Annotated in this window: 16 protein-coding genes and 2 tRNA genes; 5 read left to right on the forward strand and 13 right to left on the reverse strand. The window is 70.7% G+C overall.

What is annotated here, in order from left to right; translation table 11 throughout:
* Nucleotides 1-73: 73 nt before the first annotated feature.
* The 4 genes from CEK68_RS11775 to CEK68_RS11790 form a co-directional block, all read right to left on the reverse strand.
* On the reverse strand, nt 74-1,405 hold the full coding sequence (locus tag CEK68_RS11775; RefSeq protein ID WP_052250950.1) for a sigma-54 dependent transcriptional regulator: 1,332 nt from the start codon (nt 1,403-1,405) through the stop codon (nt 74-76).
* 224 nt (nt 1,406-1,629) lie between these two features.
* Nucleotides 1,630-2,214 carry an SOS response-associated peptidase family protein gene (locus tag CEK68_RS11780; protein WP_017917329.1) on the reverse strand — a complete coding sequence of 195 codons (585 nt, stop codon included), beginning with the start codon at nt 2,212-2,214 and terminating at the stop codon, nt 1,630-1,632.
* 147 nt (nt 2,215-2,361) lie between these two features.
* Entirely contained in the window at nt 2,362-3,651 is a 1,290-nt protein-coding gene (locus CEK68_RS11785) for a divalent metal cation transporter (protein ID WP_051064800.1), read from the reverse strand.
* Between the two features lie 192 nt (nt 3,652-3,843).
* Nucleotides 3,844-3,917, reverse strand: a tRNA-Cys gene (locus CEK68_RS11790).
* 388 nt (nt 3,918-4,305) lie between these two features.
* Here CEK68_RS11790 and CEK68_RS11795 point away from each other — a divergent pair.
* Nucleotides 4,306-5,490 (forward strand): hypothetical protein, encoded by a 1,185-nt coding sequence (locus CEK68_RS11795; RefSeq protein WP_150408925.1) that lies wholly within the window; start codon nt 4,306-4,308, stop codon nt 5,488-5,490.
* Between the two features lie 97 nt (nt 5,491-5,587).
* Here the strand turns inward: CEK68_RS11795 and CEK68_RS11800 are convergent, their stop codons facing one another.
* On the reverse strand, nt 5,588-7,750 hold the full coding sequence (locus CEK68_RS11800) for a TonB-dependent siderophore receptor (RefSeq protein ID WP_152239475.1): 2,163 nt from the start codon (nt 7,748-7,750) through the stop codon (nt 5,588-5,590).
* Nucleotides 7,751-7,909: 159 nt separating this feature from the next.
* Complete coding sequence (locus CEK68_RS11805) at nt 7,910-8,305, reverse strand: DUF2628 domain-containing protein (RefSeq protein WP_150408926.1); 396 nt, start codon at nt 8,303-8,305, stop codon at nt 7,910-7,912.
* A 227-nt stretch (nt 8,306-8,532) separates the two neighbouring features.
* On the opposite strand from CEK68_RS11805, the gene CEK68_RS11810 reads away from it, so the two are divergent.
* Together CEK68_RS11810 and CEK68_RS11815 are read left to right on the forward strand one after the other, a co-directional pair.
* Entirely contained in the window at nt 8,533-9,036 is a 504-nt protein-coding gene (locus tag CEK68_RS11810) for an STY0301 family protein (protein WP_150408927.1), read from the forward strand.
* Nucleotides 9,037-9,045: 9 nt separating this feature from the next.
* The gene (locus tag CEK68_RS11815; protein ID WP_223875496.1) at nt 9,046-9,279 is read left to right on the forward strand and encodes a hypothetical protein; all 234 of its coding nucleotides are present in this window, start codon (nt 9,046-9,048) and stop codon (nt 9,277-9,279) included.
* A gap of 422 nt (nt 9,280-9,701) precedes the next feature.
* On the opposite strand, the gene CEK68_RS11820 is transcribed toward CEK68_RS11815, so the two are convergent.
* The 4 genes from CEK68_RS11820 to CEK68_RS20990 all read right to left on the reverse strand — a co-directional run bounded on the left by CEK68_RS11820 (nt 9,702) and on the right by CEK68_RS20990 (nt 15,162).
* Nucleotides 9,702-11,915, reverse strand: a complete 2,214-nt coding sequence (locus CEK68_RS11820) for a hypothetical protein (protein WP_226977858.1) — start codon at nt 11,913-11,915, stop codon at nt 9,702-9,704.
* Complete coding sequence (locus tag CEK68_RS11825; RefSeq protein ID WP_152239476.1) at nt 11,902-13,098, reverse strand: DUF3142 domain-containing protein; 1,197 nt, start codon at nt 13,096-13,098, stop codon at nt 11,902-11,904. Before CEK68_RS11825 ends, CEK68_RS11820 begins: the two co-directional genes overlap by 14 nt.
* A gap of 98 nt (nt 13,099-13,196) precedes the next feature.
* Nucleotides 13,197-14,867, reverse strand: coding sequence for a hypothetical protein (locus CEK68_RS11830; protein WP_152239477.1), 1,671 nt, complete (start codon nt 14,865-14,867; stop codon nt 13,197-13,199).
* A gap of 151 nt (nt 14,868-15,018) precedes the next feature.
* Nucleotides 15,019-15,162 carry a hypothetical protein gene (locus tag CEK68_RS20990; protein ID WP_153750824.1) on the reverse strand — a complete coding sequence of 48 codons (144 nt, stop codon included), beginning with the start codon at nt 15,160-15,162 and terminating at the stop codon, nt 15,019-15,021.
* A 63-nt stretch (nt 15,163-15,225) separates the two neighbouring features.
* On the opposite strand from CEK68_RS20990, the gene CEK68_RS11835 reads away from it, so the two are divergent.
* Nucleotides 15,226-15,672 (forward strand): DUF4087 domain-containing protein, encoded by a 447-nt coding sequence (locus tag CEK68_RS11835; RefSeq protein WP_226977859.1) that lies wholly within the window; start codon nt 15,226-15,228, stop codon nt 15,670-15,672.
* Between the two features lie 145 nt (nt 15,673-15,817).
* On the opposite strand, the gene CEK68_RS11840 is transcribed toward CEK68_RS11835, so the two are convergent.
* From CEK68_RS11840 to CEK68_RS11850, 3 genes are all read right to left on the reverse strand, one after another.
* Nucleotides 15,818-15,893: transfer RNA gene (locus CEK68_RS11840), tRNA-Gly, on the reverse strand.
* A gap of 135 nt (nt 15,894-16,028) precedes the next feature.
* The gene (locus CEK68_RS11845; protein ID WP_152239478.1) at nt 16,029-17,060 is read right to left on the reverse strand and encodes a 4Fe-4S dicluster domain-containing protein; all 1,032 of its coding nucleotides are present in this window, start codon (nt 17,058-17,060) and stop codon (nt 16,029-16,031) included.
* A 101-nt stretch (nt 17,061-17,161) separates the two neighbouring features.
* Nucleotides 17,162-17,467 (reverse strand): hypothetical protein, encoded by a 306-nt coding sequence (locus CEK68_RS11850; protein WP_051067605.1) that lies wholly within the window; start codon nt 17,465-17,467, stop codon nt 17,162-17,164.
* Nucleotides 17,468-17,609: 142 nt separating this feature from the next.
* Here CEK68_RS11850 and CEK68_RS11855 point away from each other — a divergent pair, with 142 nt between their 5' ends.
* Nucleotides 17,610-18,140: a group III truncated hemoglobin gene (locus CEK68_RS11855; protein WP_152239479.1), complete on the forward strand. Its 531-nt coding sequence runs from the start codon at nt 17,610-17,612 to the stop codon at nt 18,138-18,140.
* Nucleotides 18,141-18,173 lie beyond the last annotated feature (33 nt).

An 18,173-nucleotide genomic window follows, 5' to 3' on the forward strand; every position in this document is an offset into this window, starting at 1 on the left:
CCCGGCCGCGCACTGACCGCCGTGGCTGCAGATCGCCCGGCAGGGCGCGCCGCGACGGCGCGCCCTGCCGCGCTCAGTTGACGTCACGGTCGCCGCGCGACATCAGGTTGTAGATGGTACGCACGCTGATGCCCAGGCTGCGCGCCGCCGCGGACTTGTCGCCGCCGGTGATGCGCAGGGTGCGCACCAGCATCTCCTGTTCGATCTGCTTCAGCGGCGTGCCCACGCGGAACGTCACCGCGTCGCCGGTGTTGCCGCAGTGGCAAGGCACGTCTTGCGCCATGGGCACCTCGCCGTGCAGCAGCGGCTCGATGGTCACCACCTCGCCGTCGGCACGGTAATAGCCGCGCGTCACTGCGCTGGAGAGTTCGCGCACGTTGCCCGGCCAACGGTGCCGTCCCAGCACGGTCCGCGAGAACGTGTCGAACTGCTTGCTGGTCCCATAGCGACGATTGAGCGTGTCCAGCAGCGTGTCGGCGATCAGGTGCACGTCGTCGCCGCGCTCGCGCAGCGGCGGCAACTCGATGACGTACTGCGACAGCCGGTAATACAGGTCGCGGCGCAAGGTGCTGGCCTCGCCCAGCAGGTCGCGGTGGGTGGCGGCGACGATGCGCACGTCGAGGCGGACTTCCGCGTCGCTGCCGACGCGGGTGATCGCGCCGGTTTCCAGGCAACGCAGCAGGTACACCTGCAGTTCCGGCGCCATCTCGCCGATCTCGTCCAGGAACAGCGTGCCGCCCTGCGCCTGTTCGAAATAGCCGGCGTGGCGCTGGTTGGCGCCGGTGAAGCTGCCGCGCTCGTGGCCGAACAGCTGGCTGGCGAGCAGTTCCGGCGGAATCGCGCCGCAGTTCACCGCGACCAGGCGCCCGCTGCGGCCGCTGGCCTCGTGGATGGCCTTGGCCAGCAGTTCCTTGCCGGTGCCGGTTTCGCCGGCGACCAACACCGAGATGTCCAACGGCGCGACGCGGGCGATGTCGCGCTGCACGCGCGCGATCGCCGCGCATTCGCCGACCAGGCCGAAGCGTGCCATCCCGCGCCGCGGCGGCAGGCGGCACAGGATCTGATCGAGCAGACCGTCGAACTGCGTCCACGGCAGCGGCCGCTGCAGCAGCTCCACGCTGTCGCCGGCCAGCCCGCGCCATTTCGGCATCTGCGCCTCGGTGGCCAGCAGCACCACGCGCGCGTCCGAGCGGCCGGCCAGGCCGTTGATCAGGTCCATCGCCGCGCCGCGCTCGGCGTCGCCGTCGAGCAGCAGCAGGTCGGCGCGTTGTTGCTGCAGCCAGTGCCGCGCGTGTTCGAGCGAGGGCAGGCGGGTCAGCGCCAGGCCGCGGCGCTGAGAGAAGGTGGACACATGGTCCGACAACGAACTGTTGCCATCCACGATCGCAAGCAGGGGTTTGGTCATGCGGGTTGTACTCCGCGAATCAGGTCATTCCATCGTCCTCCGCATGTGTGAGCGCAAGGCGAAAACGTCCTGATTCGAGCCCTCATCATGCTGAAGCGGATTCGGGTCGCTTCAGCAATGTGTGCAACGCGCGCGTCCATGGAGCAGCTCTGCAGCACCGCCTGTGCGCGACGCCGCATCCTGCCTGCGGCATCCGGCACATTCCCGACCGCGCGCGGCTGCGCTCAATGCATGCGCTCGGGTGGCAACGGACCGCGCAGCAGGGCATCGACGCTGACGAAGCGCCGCTGCTGCGCGACATCCAGTCGCCGCAATGCGTCCTGCCCATCCAGGTACAGCCATTCGATGACGTCGTCGGCGCCGATCAGGACCGGCACTTCGTCCGGCAGTGCGGGCACTGCAGGTGCCTCGGTGAGCAGTGAGAAGCAGGAGAGATGAAAGCCCTCCTGGGTCTGCATGCTGCTGCGCAACCCGGCGGCGAACAGCGGACCCGGGTCTTCGCAGATCCAGGGGCCGCCACGCGCGGCGTCGGCGCTGCGGAAGCCGGCGATCGGCACCAGGCAGCGCTGCGTTTCCCACACCGCGGTCTGCGCGCCCTGCCAGGCGCGTTCGCGACGTTCGCTGGTGATCAGCGGATCCTGCGGCGCATCGCGGCGCCCGAACAGGGCGCGCTCGTTGCGCACTTCGCCGCCCCACAGCACCAGGATCTGCGCTTGCTGGCCGGCAGCGATCTCGCTGGTACGTCCGGCGGTGACGGGATCCTGCACCGGCCAGGCGGGCAGGCGGGATTGCAGAAAGCTGAGGATCATCGCGGTGCGGCCGAAAGCGGATGCCTTGGGAACGCAGGACGCGTGCCAGCATCTTCTTCTTCCCTCCCAGTGCGTCGTTGCGCCCTGCGCCGCGCAGCCAGCGGCGCGCGCCAGCGAAAGTTTTTCAGTCGCGCAGCTTTTGCGCGCCTACCGCAGCAGCGTGACCAGCAGGCAGGCGCCGGCGGCGAAGGTCACCGTCACGGTGATCCAGCCGAGCGCGTTGGTGAGGCGGCTGTTGACGCGGCCGCGCATCAGCGTGCGGTCGTTGCTCATCCGCATCATCAGCAACAGCAACGGCGGGACCGTCATGCCTTGCACGATGCCAGACAGCACCAGCGCCTTCATCGGGTTGACGCCGAGGAAGTTCAGCCCCACCGCGATCGCCGTGACCAGCGCGATGGTGGCGTAGAACAGCTTCGCCTCGCGCGGCTGTGCGTGCAGGCTGCCCTTGTGGCCGATGCCCTGCACCAGGTCGTAGGCAGCGCCGGTGGTCATCACCGGGACCGCCAGGAAGCCCACCCCGACCACGCCCAGCGCGAACAGCCACTTGGCCGCGGGCCCGGCCAACGGCTCCAGCGCGGCCGCGGCCTGTGCCGCCGTGGCGATCTCGGTCTGGCCGGAGCGGTGCAGGGTGGCGGCGGTGGAGAGCAGGATGAAGTACAGGATGATGTTGGAGAACAGCATGCCCACCAGGACGTCGCGACGGGTGCGGCGCAGTTCGCCGGCGCTGGCGCCCTGGCGCGCGGCCACGCTGCGCCGTCCGGCGGCGATCTGTTCTTCCACTTCCTGGTTGGACTGCCAGGTGAAGATATAGGCCGACAGCGAGGTGCCGATGCAGGCGACGATCATCGACAGATACTCCCGGCTGAACTCGGCGTACGGCACGAAGGTGCCGCGCAACACCTGGCGCAGGTCGGGGCGCGCCAGCAGCGCAGCGGCCACGTAGGCGAACAGCGCCAGCGCCAGCCAGCGGAAGATCCGTTTCAGCAGGCGGTAGGACCCGAAGAATTGCAGCAGGAAGATCGCCAGCGCCGCTGCGACCACGATCGCCGGCACCGGCAGCGGGATCAGCAGGTTCAGCGCCGCGCCGATGCCGCCGAGATTGGCCGCCGCTTCGATCACGTTGCCGGCGAAGGCGAACCCGACGGCCGGGTACAGCACCCAGCGCGGATAGCGGTCGCGGATGATCGCGAACAGCCCCTTGCCGGTCACCCGCCCCAGCTTCGCCGACAGGTAGACCACCAGGTACATCATCGGCAACAGCACCGGCGCGATCCACAGGAACGCGAAGCCGTAGCGCGCGCCGGCGCTGGCGTAGGTGCCGATGGCGGACGGATCGTCGTCGGCGGCGCCGGTGACCACGCCGGACCCCAGCAGACGGAACAGCACGCGCCGCCGGGTAGGCGCGGGCTCGGCATGCGCGGCGGGTGGGGTCATCGCGATCGGCAGGTCGGGCGGAACATCGACCCTATGCAGGCCGGTCTAAATGCGGCGTCGGCGGTACTGCGTACGCGAAGTGAAGGCGGGCAGGTGCAGCGCGATCGCGGCGCCTGCGTGGGGCAGGCGATCGCACCGCAAGCCACCAACGCAAACGGGCCGCAGCAAGCGGCCCGTGGCGTCGAAACAAGATGGAGGCCTGGGTCGGAATTGAACCGGCGTACGCGGATTTGCAGTCCGCTGCATAACCACTCTGCCACCAGGCCGGTGGACTGACGTCTTGCCGCAACGCCCTGGGCGCCCGACAAAAACAAAGCCCCGCTGCCGGGGCCCTGGCGCGGGAATCGGACGCTGCCTTGCGGCTCTCGTCCAACGCGTTGATTCAAAAGATGTTTTTGAATCAGCCCGGCGCGCAACGGACTGCATTGTGTACCAAGCACCACGGCTTGGCAACCCTGCACTGCGCGGGGCGCAGGCATTGCCGAGCCGCTGGATGCAGGGCCTTGCATGCGCACGTCGCGCCGCGCCGCGACTGGAATGCCGACCACAGCGCCATGCCGGTGGCAGTAGACAAGCGCCGCCTCGCGCCGATTCGCGCACGATCGCCGTGCTGCCGCGCTCTAGCATGACGCCACACCCAACCGAGACATCGCCATGAACCGATGGACACGCTGGAGCGGCACCGTGCTTTGCCTGGCCGCGAGCGCCACCGCCGCCGCGCAGACCTGCGCGCTGCAGACGCAGACCGTGAACCTGCCGCTGGTCTCCAAGGCCACGCCGAAATTCGCCTATCAGGTGCGCGTGCAGCTCGGCAGCGATGCCGATGGCCGCAGCAGCGGCAGTCAGGTGCTGGAGGTGGATACCGGCTCCACCGGCGTGGTGGTGCCGCTGAGCGACGCGCTGCGCAGCGCCTGGGACGCGTCCAACACGCCTGGACACATCTTCTACTCGAGCGACAGCAAGTACCATCCCGGCAAGTACGTGGACGTGCCGATGCGGCTCGGCGTTTCCGCCGACGGCAAGAGCGCTGCGGCGCGCGTGGATCGCATCACCGTGCTGGCCGCGCAGTGCACCTGCGATGTCGCCAGCGTGGCCCAGCCACCCAAGCCGCTGGCGCAGGTGCCCGCCACCTGCGCCGGCTACGATGGCAGCCCCGCGCTGAGCAGCAGCACGCAGGTGCTGCGCAACTGCAGCACCATTGCGCCGGGCTTCGGCATGATGGGGGTGGGCTACGACCGCGGCGTCGACGCCGCGCGCAATCCGTTCCTCAACCTGGTGCAGATGCGTGCGCAGCACATGAGCCCCGGCTACATCGTCAGCGCCAAGGGCATCACCCTGGGCGTCAGCCAGGCGGCATTGCAGGGGTTCGCCATGGTGCCGCTGCAGCGTGGCGCGGCCACGGCGGGCGCGCCCAGCGACTGGCAGGCGCCCACCGCTTGCGCCAGTTTCCCGGGCAGCGGCAGCGACTATCGCGTCTGCGGCAAGCTGCTGCCCGACACCGGCGTGTCCTACATGATGCTCAACCCGGTGGTCCCGCCCGCCACGCCAGAAAGTCTGCAACACACCACGGACCTCGTCGGCCATCCCACGCGCGTGGTGCCGGACGCGACCCAACTGCGGCTCGACGTCGTCGACGCGAAGGGCCAGCCGGTATTCGGCTATGCCTTCGCGGTCGGCGACGGCAAGGCGGCGACGCCGGACAGCGTGCAGTGGCGCGGGCCGCTGAAGACGCCACCGGCCCATCTCAACAGCGGTCGCCACCTGCTCGCCGCGGGCGACTACGCCTACGACGCCGCCTGCGGGCGCGCCGGCTTCAAGGCAACGAATGTGGGTGAGTGAGCCTCGCCACCGCATCGTGTCGAGAGGCAGCCTGCGCATCGCCTTGCCGAGGTTGCGGGCGCGATGGAGCACAGGCCGCCGTCGCGCCCGCGCCGCCTCACCAACGATACGTCGCCGTGGCCGTCACGCGACGCTGCTCGCCGTAGTAGCAGTTGCCGTAGGCGTCGCAGTTGCTGAGGTAGGTCCTGTCGGCGAGGTTGTGCACGTTCAAGGCCAGGCTCCAGCGGTCGCGGTCGTAGCCGAGCAGTGCGTCGAACAGGGTGAGTGCCGGCACCTCGGCGCGCGCGGCGTCCAGGTCGCCGCGATTGGCGCCGGTGTAGCGCGCGCCCAGGCCGACGCGGATGCCGCTGTCGAAGCGGTAGTCGCCCCACAGCGCGGCGGCATGGCGCGAGACCGCCGACAGCGGCTTGCCCAGTTCACCTGGATTGCTGCTGGCGGTGACGTGCACCGTCGGCGTGTAGCTGTAGGAGCCGATCAGTTGCAAACGCGGCAGCGGGTGCAGCGTCGCCTCCAGTTCCAGGCCGCGGACCAGGGTCTCGCCGGTCTGGCGCGGGACGTAGTCCGGGTCGTAGGTCAGGTAGTTGCGCCGGCGCAGGTCGAACACGGCGGCGCTGTACGACTGGGCGCCGCCGTCGGGCTGGAAGCGCAGCCCGGCTTCGTACTGTCGCCCGCTTTCAGGGCGGAACGCGCGGCCGCTCAGCGGGTCGCGCGTGGCGGTCGGCACGAAGGATTCGCTGTAGCTCAGGTACGGCGCCCAGCCGTTCGCGGCCACGTAGGTGAGGCCGGCGCGCTTGCTGGCCTTGCGTTCGACGATGTCGCTGCGGCTGCCGTCCAGGCGGCTGTCGATCCGGCTGTCGGCGCGGTCGTAACGCGCGCCGACGGTCAGCAGCCAACGCTCGCGCCAGCGCACCTGGTCCTGCACGTACAGGCCGGTCTGGCTCACCGTGGCGATGCCGTCGTACCACGGCGCCGGCATCTGGACCGGATCGCCGTAGACCGGATGGCGGATGTCCAGCGGCGTGGTGGTGCCGCCGCTGTGGCTGACCTGGTCGATGCGCGTGCGTTGGTAGTCCAGGCCGAACAGCAGCGTGTGCTGCATGGCGCCGATGTGCAGGCGCAGCTCGAGCTGGTTGTCGAGGTTCAGCGCGTGCACCGATTCCTTGCTGTCCGAGGCGGTGCGGCGCAGTCGGGCGAAGTTGGCCGGGTCCAGTGGATCGGCGGGATCGTCGATGACGAAGCCGCGTCCCTGCACGCTGCGGTAGTCCACCTTCAGGCGGCCGTAGCGGGCGTTCTGGCGCAGGCGCAGCACCTCGTTGACGCGGTGTTCGAACAGCGCGGCGAGCATCGCCGTGTCCAGGTCGAAACGGTTGTAGACCGGGTCGCTTTCGAACAGGCGGCTGGGGAGATAGGTGCCGATCACGGTCGGTACCAGCGATCCCACCGCAGGTCGCATGCGCAGGTACACGCCGGCGCGGGTGCGGCCGAACTGCGAGAGCAGGGTGAGGCGGGTGGCGCCGCTGGGTGCCCAGGTCAGCGCCGGGGCCAGGAAGCGGCGGTCGTCGCGCATGCCGCCGGCCGCCAGCTCGGCTTCGCGTGCTAGGGCGGTGAGGCGGTACAGGACGGTGCCGTCCTCGTTGAGCGGTCCGGACAGGTCGCCGGCGAGCTGGCGGCGCTGGTGATCGCCGAGCTGCACTTGCAGTTCGTGCAGTGGTTCGGCGGTGGGCCGCTTGCTGATCGCGTTGACCAGCCCGCCCGGGCCACTCTGCCCGTACAGCACCGAGGCAGGGCCGCGCAGCACCTCGATGCGCTCGGCGCCATAGCGCTCGATCGGCCAGATGCCCCAGTTGCCGTTGTTGCGCAGCGGCATGCCATCCAGGTAGAAGCCGGGCGCATAGGCGTCGAAGCCGCGCAACGAGATCCAGTCGTAGCGCGAGTCGGTGCCGTAGCGCGTGGGGATCACCCCGGGGGTGTAGCTCAGCGCGTCCTTGAGCGTCTGTGCGCCCTGGGCCTGCATGCGCGCATCGTCGATCACCGACAGCGACTGCGGCGTTTCCAGCAGGCTGGTGTCGGTCTTGGTGGCGGTGCTGCTGCGCGTGCCGGGATCGCTGCGCTCGCTGACGCGCACGGTGGGCAGGGTGGCGGCGTCTTGCGCATGCGCGGCGTGCGGGCTGGCCGTGGCGAGGACGGCGATGGCGGCGGCCAGCGGTGCGACGCGGCGGGTGCGGCGCGCGAACGCCGGGCGGTAGAACAGGGGCGACATCAGGCGGCTCCTTCGTTGCGATGCCTGTGCGCGACGAACGGGTCGCACAGGCGGAGGGAAGGGCTGCCTGGGCGCGGGCCTGGGTGGCGAGGGAATGATGGGTCCGCCGCCGTTGCGGCGGCGGACACTGCGTGTGCTGGGCGTTGCGCGAGCGGGCGGTTACCAGCGGATGCCTTCGAACGGGTTCCAACTGGTGCTGCCCTTCACCCTGTCCAGATAGTAGGCGTAGTTTGCGGTCATGCCGACCAGGAGCGAGTAGGCGATGCCGAAGGCCCGGGTGGCCGCGTCCGGCAGGAAGGTCAGCACGATGCCGCAGCACAGCGAGATGGCGAGCAGCATCAGCGCCTTGCGCCACAGCCCGATCACGAACAGGTAGATGAAGCCGAAGAAGAAGGCGAACCAGTTCATGTTGAGGCGCAGCTTCTCCTTGAACGGCAGCGCCTTCATCGCCTCCTTGAAGCTTGCCGACTTGGGTTCGCCGTAGGTGTCGTAGAAGGTGAAGCGGAACTGCCATTTCGGGCTGTACTGGCTGTAGTCGTGGGTCGTGCTGTGCATCGGGGTTCTCTTCTTCGGGTGGTTGGGGTGGGGGAATGCGGGAGCGTCGACGCGCGCGACCGCGCCGGTCGGGCCTGGTGGTGGCGCGTTGACCTTTGGCGATGGCGTGGGCACCGTACGCGCGCTCCGCCGAGCTGGCTCGCCGTGTTTGCGGGGAGCGCCGGGAGTGGTAGGCCAGGAGGGAAGCCCTGGCCGGTCTTGATGCCGCAGTCGACCAGGAGCTCGCGATGGTTCTGAAGGACATTTCCGCTACGGCACGCCGCGCGCTGCCGCTGCTGGTCGCCACGCTGTTCGCGGTGCCGGCCGCAGCCAGGCAGACGCTGCAGTGTCCCGAGCGCCTGCGCGTGGCCGAAGCGCCATTGCAGAGTCCCGACCTGCCGGTGGCCGAAGCGCCATTGCAGAGTCCCGACCTGCCGGCCGACGCCCGCGTCGCATTCGCCGCCGCGCCGTCGCTGCGGCTGTTCTCCAGTGGCGTCTATTCCGGGCCGCCGCGCGAAATGGCGGCGCTGGTGCCGAGCAACGAGGACACGCGCCGCCCGGGTGATGCGGGCGTGTCGATCTGGCGCTTCGATGCGCCCGACCCGCACGGTCTCTACCTGGTGTGTGGCTATGGGCCCGATGGCCTGGTGCAGGTGTCGCGGCACGTCGGCGACGTCGCGCGTTGCGAGGCGAGGCCGCTGCGTGCCAGCGGCACCGGGCCGGCCGCCGGCACCCTGTTCGTGTGCGAGTGAGGCCGCGCGATGGCAGGCGCGCGCAAGGCCGTGGCGATCGCCGCGCAGGTGCTGTCCTGGGGCGGCTACGCGTTGGGCATGCTGCTGCTGTATGCCGTGTCCGGTGGCCCGTACGCATGGGTGGACGGTACCGATCCGCAGTTGTCCTCGGCCAACTTCCAGGACAGTGGCAACGGGCGGCTGGTCGGCCTGTGCGTCCTGGCCGCGCTGCTGCTGTTGCAGGGGGGGGGCACGCGCTGCTGAGCCGCCGCCGCAGCGTGCGCCTGTGCTGTCTGGCGGCGATGGTGACCGCCTGCCTGGCTTGGTACTGCTGGAACTGAGCGCAGGCTCCAGGTCGCGTGTGTGCGCAACTGACGCAGGCACGCGAACGCCACGCGGCGCGTGCCGCGAGCGGTGACGTCCTTGTCGCGCGTGGTGCGGTGCTGCATTGGGAGAACGGTCGTCCAGGACGGCAGAGCGGCCGGCGCCGCGTGCGTCGACGCGATTCCAGCGGTAAACAGGAAAGTCCTGTTGAAGAGACGAGCGGGGGCGGCGATCCCTACCTTCGGGATTGGGGAGTCGGGATTGGGAATTGGTCGGAGCGGCGCAGTGCAGGCCTGACGGTTTCGCCGGTGGTGGCAAGCAGTGCGCTCGTGCGCGGATCGCGGCCGACCCGCGCCGCAGGCTCAGTCCTGCGGCGTTTGCGCTGCGACTGTCCGCGCCTTGCGCTGCATGCGCCGGCGCACCAGCCAGGCTGCCGCGGCCAGCAGCGCCAGGCCGGCCGCGCCCAGGGCGAGCCGTTGCGTGTGCACGAACTGGCGTACGGCCTGGCCGCGCTCGATCCACAGGCGCCGCCGCGCGCCCTCGAAATCCGGCGTCTCGCAGGCGTCCACGCCGAACACATAGGCCTTGCCGGGCACCGGATTGAGTGCGCCGTGCGCGACATAGCGCTGGTAGGACCGACGCGCCTGCGCGGGGTCGAGGGTGATCAGCCAGTCGGTCGCCTGGCATAGCACGGCGGCGTAGGCCTGGCTGCGTGCGGGCAGGTCGTCGGCGGCGCGATCGGCCAGGGCGGCGGCGATCCAGCGGTAGTGGTAGCGGCGGTAAGGCTGCGCGGCGGTGGCGTTCCAGCGCTGCGCTTCGGCGGCGGCGATCAGGCCGCCGGGGCGCAGCTGCGCATGCGCCGTGGCTTCGGCATAGTTGCCGGCGTAGACCCGGTTGTCCGGCCCCAGTTCGTAGCCCAGCAGTTCCATGCCCTGGCGACGCGCGATCAGGGCGGCCCGGTAATTGCCCTCGGCGCGGCCGATGCCGGTCCAGGCCGATGTGCCTTGCCGCCGCGCATCGCGATAACGGCGCGCCGCCTCGCGCAATTCGGGCTGGGCGAAGTAGGGCAGCGCATCGTCGTAGCGGCCGTCGCGCATCAGCCGGCGCGCCAGCAGTTCACGCAGTTTCAGGGCCGGCGTCCGTTCCCAATACTCCGGCGCCGCGTTCGCGGCGGCCGGCGGCGTGGCGGGCACGTGGCGATCCACGTAGTCCTGCAGTTCCTGCACGGTGAGGACGCGCTCGGCGACCGCGGCGGCGTCTTCCCAGTAGAGGTCGCCGCTGCGGTACAGCTGTGCGAACGCCTCCACGTAGCTGCCGCGTTGCAGCGCCAGGATCGCCGCTTCGCCCTCGATGCGGCACTGCGGTTTGACCGTCTCGTTGCTCCAGTCGCCATTGCGGCGCGTGCCCCAGTCCTCGTTCGGCGGGAAGCGCCGGGATGCCTGCGCGTAGGCCTGTGCGGCGCGCGCGGCGTCGCCGTCGCGCAGTGCCATCTTGGCGCGCAGCCACCAGGCCAGGCCGCTGTCGCCGGCGTGTGCGAGCAGGCGCGCGGTGCTGGGGTAATCGCCCTGGCGATAGGCCAGCGCGGCCAGGCGATCGGCGTCTTCCATCGGATCGCCCGCTGCGTCCTGCAGCAGGTTCAGGAAGCGCGCCGAGGACAGCACGCTGCCGGAGTCGGCATCGAAGGCGTGGCTGTCGCTGAGCAGCCGGGCGATCAACAGCCGCCGCACCGCCTGCCCTTGCAACAGCGGCGCCAGTTCGGCATCGCTGCGGCGGGCGAGATCGGCGGCCACCTGCTTGAGCGAACTCATGCCGGTGTCCGAGCCCTGTGCCGCCTGCACCGCGTACAGGCCGATCGCGCCGTTCCAGTCGCCGCTGGCGAGCAGCAGACGCGCCTCCTCGCCGAGGCTGGCGATGCCCAGCTCCAGCGGATCGTCGAATCCGGCCAGGCGCAACGTGCGGGTCTGCTGGAAGGCCTGCCGCGCCTGCTGCCGGTACGCCTGCCGCTGCGCCACGGCATCGCCGGCCAGCGCGCCGTTGGCGGCCAGCGCCAGGCTGCGTCCCAGCGAATAGGCGGCCCACGTGCTGCGCGCCCGGCGCTGTGCCTCGGGCAGCGCCAGCACCTGGCGAAAGTAGTCCGCGGCCGACGGATAGCGGCCCTGCGCGAACGCCACCGCGCCGGCGGTGTACAGGCGCAGTTCCGGTGGCAGGTCGGCGCCGTCGCGCTCGGCCTGCTGCGCGTCGTCCAGCGCGCGCAGTTGTTCGATCCGCGCGAACCGCGCGGTGCCCACTTGCCTGCGTTCGACGTCGTCGCGCTGCTGCGGGAACTGCGCGCTGGCGTCCCAGTAGCGCGGCAGGGTCGCCGTGCCGGCGCGGCCGAGGCCGTCGATCGGTGCGCCCAGGCGCTGCACTTCGCGAGCGAAGCTGCCTTCGGGCAATTGCGCGAGCGCGCCGGCACGATCGTCGAGCAGGCGGTACGGGAACTCCGGGCCGCAGGCGCGGGCGCCGCCCAGCGGCAGCAGGAGCAGCATCAGCGCGGCGGCAGGCGTGGCCGCGGGTCGGGGATCACGGCAGGACATCGATGGCACCTGTGTGCAGGCGGCGGCAGCGGACCCAGCCGAGCGCACGGCGTTCTCCGGCGGCCAGGGGTTGGGATGCGCGAGTGCGTTCGAAGCGGGGCGACGGTGCCGGCCATTGCAGCCGGTAATCGCCGAGTGCGTCGCCGGCTTCGCAGGCGCTGCCGCGCAGAACCACGCGCTGCGGCGGCGTGGCGGCGGTCGTGCCATCGTTCGCGAGCGTCAGGTCGTAGACCGGGCCGGTGCCGCTGGTCTGCACCTGCACGGCCGCCTGCAGCGGACGTCCGTGCACCACCGCCTGCAGCGTCGCCAGCGGCCAGGCGCGGCGGTCGCCCGGCAGCGGCAGGCGGAACCAGACGATGCCGGCCAGGTGCGGCGGGCGACGGGCGCGCAGCGCATCGACGAAGGCGGCGAGCTGCTGCGGCGACACGCGCAGTTCGTGGCGTGCGCCGCTCGCCGCCAGCGGCACCTCGCTTTCGATCAGCGGTGCGGTGTCGGCGTCGGTGCCGTCGACCAGGGCCACGCCGTAGGCGGGCAGGGCCAGCCAGAACGGCGTGGCGCTGCGCTGGGCGTAACGGTCGGCCCAGCGTCGCGCCCGCGCCGGATCGAACAGGCCGGTCGTCGGTGCGTTCACCGCATGCACCTGCAGCACCGAGCTGTCGACCGTGCGCAGTAGCGACGTCAGCGCGGGGCTGTCCAACCAGGCGGGCAGGGCGGTGATGCTCAGCGCCAGGTCGGCCGGCAGCGCGCCGCGCAGTTGCCGCAGCAGGGCGGCATAGGCGGGCAGGCGCGCGGTGGCGCAGTCGTGGTCGATCTCCACGCCGCGCAGCGCCACGCCGGCGGTGCGCCAAGTGCGCACCACCTGCAGCACCTCGGCGTCGATGCGCGTCGCGTCCAGTTGCGGCAGTTGCCCGTCCAGCCGCACCACCGCGATCACCGGGCGGCCATCGGCGGCGAGCTGCCGCAGATCCACCGCGGCGCGGCCCCAGCCGGCGCGCGGATGCGCCTGCAGCGCGAGTACGCGCAACGTCGAGAAGTCCGCGCGGGTCTGTGCCAGCGCCACCGCGTGCGCGCCACTCCATTGCCGCTGCCAGACGTAGACCTGGTGTTGCAGCGGCGTCGGGGCCGATGCCGCACAGCCACCAAGCAGCAGACTCAGCCCGAGCAGCGCGCAGCGCAGCGACACGACGGCCGGGTCAGGACACGCGCGGCCACACGCGGCCGCAGCGTTGCCACCGCACCTTCGCGCGAGCAGTGTGCGAAGCGTGGCTCATGCGCTGGCGATCACGAAAACAGCCCAAACAGCCGCTTTTTCGGCTTGGCGGCCAGTTGCCGGGCCAGCTCGTAGCTCTCGCGCACGTCCGCACGTTCGTGCAGCGCCAGCGAGCGCTTGAAGGCGGCGACCGACGCGGGATAGGCACCGAGGTTCATATGGCAATTGGCTTCCATCATGTACAGCTGCGCCGCCGAGCCGGGGTCCGCCTGCACCACGGCGTCGTTGAGCAGGGCGCGTGCCGCGTCGCAGGCCGGCAGTGCGCTGCGGTAGTCCTTGAGCACGTAATGGCAGTTGGCCTGGTAGTAGTGCGTGTAGAAGTCGTCCGTGCCGTCGCGCTGCACGGCGAGGAAGTCCTGCAGTGCGGCCTTGGCGTCGGGCAGATGGTACAGCAGCAGGTAGCCGCGTCCGTGCCGCGCGCGCCTGAGCGCCTGCAGGTCCTGCTGCTGCGTGGCCTCGGCGATCAGAGAGGCGTAGGCATCGACCGCGGCCGGGTAGTCGCGCGCCTCGCCCAGTGCGCTGGCGTGCACGAACAGCGTGTCCAGGTCGTGCGGATTCGTCTCCGCTGCCGCCTGCGACAGGGCGGTATCCACATGCTCCGGCTGCAGCCGGCCCAGCGCCCGCGCCGCGGTGAGACGGTGGTGCGCCTGCACCAGCGCATACATCCGCAGCAGTTCCGGATCGGCCTGGGCGTCGTCGGGCAGTGCCTCGAACTCTTCCTGCGCCGCATCGGCGATCTCCAGCACGTCGGCATGGCGGCCGACACGGTTGAGATGGCTGCATGCCGCCTGCGCGCAATCCAGGAACAGCGGCGTGTCCAGTTCGTAGTCCATCATCAGGGTCAGCGCCAGATCCGCGGCCTCGGCGCGCATGCCCTGCTGGCGATAGGCCTCGCGCAGGTTCTGGTACAGGAACTGGAACTGGCTGTGGCGCAGCCCTTCTTCGAGGATGGCCTGCGCCTGCGCGTACAGGCCCCGGTCCAGGTACAGCAGGCCGAGATTGTTGCAGCACATCACGAAGGTATGGGGGTCGGTATTGCAGGTGGCGGCCTCGCCCAGTTCCAGGGCTTGCCGGAACAGCGTGGTGCCGTGCTCGTAAAGGGCGAATTGCACCGCGTCGACGTAGCCGGCATCGGCCGGCTCCATCCCGGCGTGTTTCCATTTGCCGATGGAGACGCCGGCGCTGTAGTAGTGGCAGGCGTTGCCGTCGCGGAAGTCCAACTGCAGCAGCTGCGGCGACTGCCCGGCAGGCAGCGATTCCATCTCGAACAGGCGGACCTGCAGGTCCACCTGCGGCTGCAGCGCGTGGGCGTTGCGGTAGGCGCTGATCGCCGATGCGGGTTCGTCCAGCCAGTAGTGCGCGCTGCCGAGCAGGCGGTGCGCCTCGGCGTCGTGCGGGTCCAGGCCGATCGCGCGTCCGGCCCACTCGGCGACGGTGCGCAGCGCCTGCCGGCGGTCGCTGGTGAAGTGCGCGCTGCGGTCGAGGTAGATCAGGCACTTCAGCCGCCATGGCGCCGGGTCGCCCGGCGCTGCCTGGATCCGGGCGTCGCAGCGCTGCATCAGCACATCGAGGTCGGCCTCCTGCAGATGGTTGAGCACGGTCGTGCTGGACCACAGTCTGTACAGGCCGTCGACGTCGTTCTGGCGAAGGGCGGCCATGCCGCGTTGGATCAGGGTCTGCATGCAGCGGATGCTCTGGAAAGACGGTGCGGGACCCGGCAGCAGCGCGCGGCAGCGTCTCCCGCAGGGCGACGTTGCGGTAGATAGACGAGCCAGCTGCGGTTTTCCCTACCGCGACCGCGGTGCGCCCGGCGCCGGCGACGCTGCGTCGCCGCTACGGCGCCGCCGCCCAGAAGCGCCGGTTGTACAGCACGAACCGCTGGCAGCCGACGGTATCGAACCAGGACAGGGCGTAGAACGGACACACGACGGCACTGCGATCGCGCGGCGGCAGCGCATCGAACAGGAGAGGCGGCATCGGCGCTGCGCCTTGCCGCCTGCTGGGCCTCCCGGCAGCGCCGGCGGACGCCGATTTGCGATGATGCCGGTCTCGTCCCTCGATCCTGATGTCATGAATCCATCGCGACCTGTTTTGCGTTTCGCCAGCGTATTCGGTGCGGCCCTGGTTGCCATGACCGGCCTGTGCGCTGTCGCCGATGCCACGCCGCCTGCCGGTGCCGTCACGCGTTGCGGCTGGTTCGACAATCCCTCGCCAGGCAACGCCACGCTCGTGGACAAGGACGGCGAGTGGACGGTCGGCCAGCAGGGCGGGCACCAGGCCGAGGGCACATGGCCGACGTTCTCCCAGGCGCGCTGGGTGGCGACCGGGACGGGCAGCGCCGGCTACGGCTGCGCCTGCCTGAAGGTGCATGCGCGCGACGACACCCGCGAGGTGACCGCGATCGAGTCGGCGACGGCCCAGCCCTTGAAGACCTGCCGGCAGGACAAGGCACTGCGGGGCAGGGAGCCGGAGAATCCGCTGAAGTGAGAGGTTCGCTGCGCGGCGGATTGGCGGATCGGCGCTGATTCGGGCAGCGTCGCTGTCGAGTCCGCAGACCGCGAAAACGAAAAAAGGAGCCTTGGCTCCTTTTTTCGGTGGTTCACTTGCATCGTAGAAAGCAAGTGACGCTATTTGGAGCGGGAAACGAGACTCGAACTCGCGACCTCAACCTTGGCAAGGTTGCGCTCTACCAACTGAGCTATTCCCGCTTGGGAGCCGCGCATTCTACACGCCTGCCAGCAGGTGCGCTAGCCCTTCGTTGCAAAAAAATGTCCGTCGCTGCCCCAGGGGGCGGCAGCGGTTCCGCCGCGCCCTATGAGTCGCCACGGTCGACTCGGCCCGGCTCACGCCGCCAGCCACCACCACGCCAGCAACGCCGCCAGCAGCGTGGCGGCGCCGCCCAGCAGCCGCGGCCGGCGCCACCAGTGCCGCGGCTGGCGATCGATGGCATTGGCACCGGCCAGACGCAACAGGCCGCGGGCGAAACCGTGGCGATCCATGCTGCGGTCGCAGGCCTCGACGCACGCGCCGCAGGCGGTGCAGGCGTAATGCGCACCATTGCGCGGATCGATGCCGGCCGGGCAGGCCTGCACGCAGGCGTCGCAGGCCACGCAGTCGCCGAGTTGTTCGGCGCTGAACTTGGGCAGGGTGCCGGCATACGCGGCCAGGGCCTCGCCGCGGCTGCCGCCCTGGCCGGCGAGCTGGGCGATGCTGGCGCGCACGGCATAGTCGCGGGCGGTGACGGGGTCGAGCAGGCGCCGCCCGCGCTGGGCGATGCTGCCAGTGCCACAGGCGCGGGCGCCGCGCGGTTCGCCGCGCATCGCGTCGTAGCCGACCAGCGGCGTGTCGCGGTCGCACAGCAGCGGTTGCAGGCGCGCGTACGGGCACAGGTAGCGGCAGACCTGGCTGCGCAGGAAGCCGGCGTTGCCCCAGGTGGCCAGTGCATAGAACAGTACCCAGAACGTCTCCCCACCGCTCCAGGCGAACGGATGCAGGCGCGCGACCAGGTCGGCGATCGGCACGAAGTAGCCGACGAAGCTGACCCCGGTCCACAGCGCCACGGTCGCCCACAGCAGGTGCCGTGCCGCGGCCGGCCAGTCGGCGAAGCGCCGTTCGATCCAGGCGAAGGCATGGCTCCACACCGTCTGCGGACAGGCGAAGCCGCACCACGGGCGCCCGGCCAGAGTGGTGAGCACCGCCAGCGAGGCCGCGGCGGCGCCCAGCGCCAGCAGCAGCCAGCCGACGTCGTGCGGCCACAGGGTCCAGCCGAACACGTCGAAGCGCCGTGCCGGCAGATCCAGCAGCAGCGCCTGCCGGCCCTGCCAGCGCAGCCACGGCAGCAGGTAGAAGGCGGCGAACAGCAGCCACAGCACCACGCGTCGGAACTGCGTGTACCGATGTGGCGGCGCCGGTCCTGCCGTGGCTGCGGGCGAGGTGACGACATGCAAGTGGATCGGGCGAGGCATCGGCAGCCGGCTCAGGACAGCGGCGCGGCGTCGCCGTGCGGCGCCGGACGCAACAGGAAGCCGGTCAGCAGGCTCGAGGCCAGCGTCGCCAGCCAGAACATGAAGAAGCCCACCGTATAGCCCAGCTCGCGGCTCAGCTGGCGGCCGGGGAAGGTGATGTCGCGCAGCGCCAGCGGATCGACCAGGGCGAAGAACAGCACGCTCATCGCGCCGGCCACCAGGAAGCTCGGCCACAGGATCACCCCCAGCCGCTGCACCAGCGGGCGTGGCGTACCGGGATCGAGCGGGTCGAGCAGCGGATCGTCGGGAGAGGCCATGACGGTGGATTCCATCGCGAAAGGAGGATGCGGCATGCGCCAAGGGGGCAGCGCCACACACGTCGCCGCGCCTGCCAGCCGCCTGGCCGCCGATCCCCCGTCGACACCGGCGTCGGCGCATGCCGCAGCGGCAGACTAGGCAGTGCCGGCCATGCCGACATTGATCCTGATCAAGGCCGCCGCGGTGGCGGCGTGGAGACTGTCGGCGTCGAGCGACGTGGAGCGGACCATGCAGGACCAGATCGAGGGCATGCCCTTGCCGGGGCCGGACCTGTGCAGCGAGGCCGAGGTGCGGGCGCTGGTGGAGACGTTCTACCGCCGCGTGCGCGCCGACGCCGATCTGTCGGCGGTGTTCGCCGCGCACATCGAGGACTGGGACGCGCACCAGCAGCAGCTGTGCGATTTCTGGTCGGCGATGCTGCGCGGCACCCGCCGCTTCCGCGGCGCGCCGATGCCGCGGCACATGGCCATGCGCGAACTCAGCGCACTGTTGTTCCAGCGCTGGCTGGGCCTGTTCCGCGCCACGACCGCCGAGCTGCCCAACACGCCGATGCGGCTGCTGGCCGACGACATCGCCCAGCGCATCGCCGAGACGTTCTGGCGCCGCCACCAGATGAGCTGGCGCCCGTTCGAGCCGGCATCGCCGCTGCCGCCGGCTGCGTGCGCGGATTGATCCAGGTCAAGGCGGCCGTGCCGGGCGCCGCGC

The sequence above is a fragment of the Xanthomonas sp. LMG 12461 genome, assembly GCF_009192935.1.
GTDB lineage: Bacteria > Pseudomonadota > Gammaproteobacteria > Xanthomonadales > Xanthomonadaceae > Xanthomonas_A > Xanthomonas_A sontii.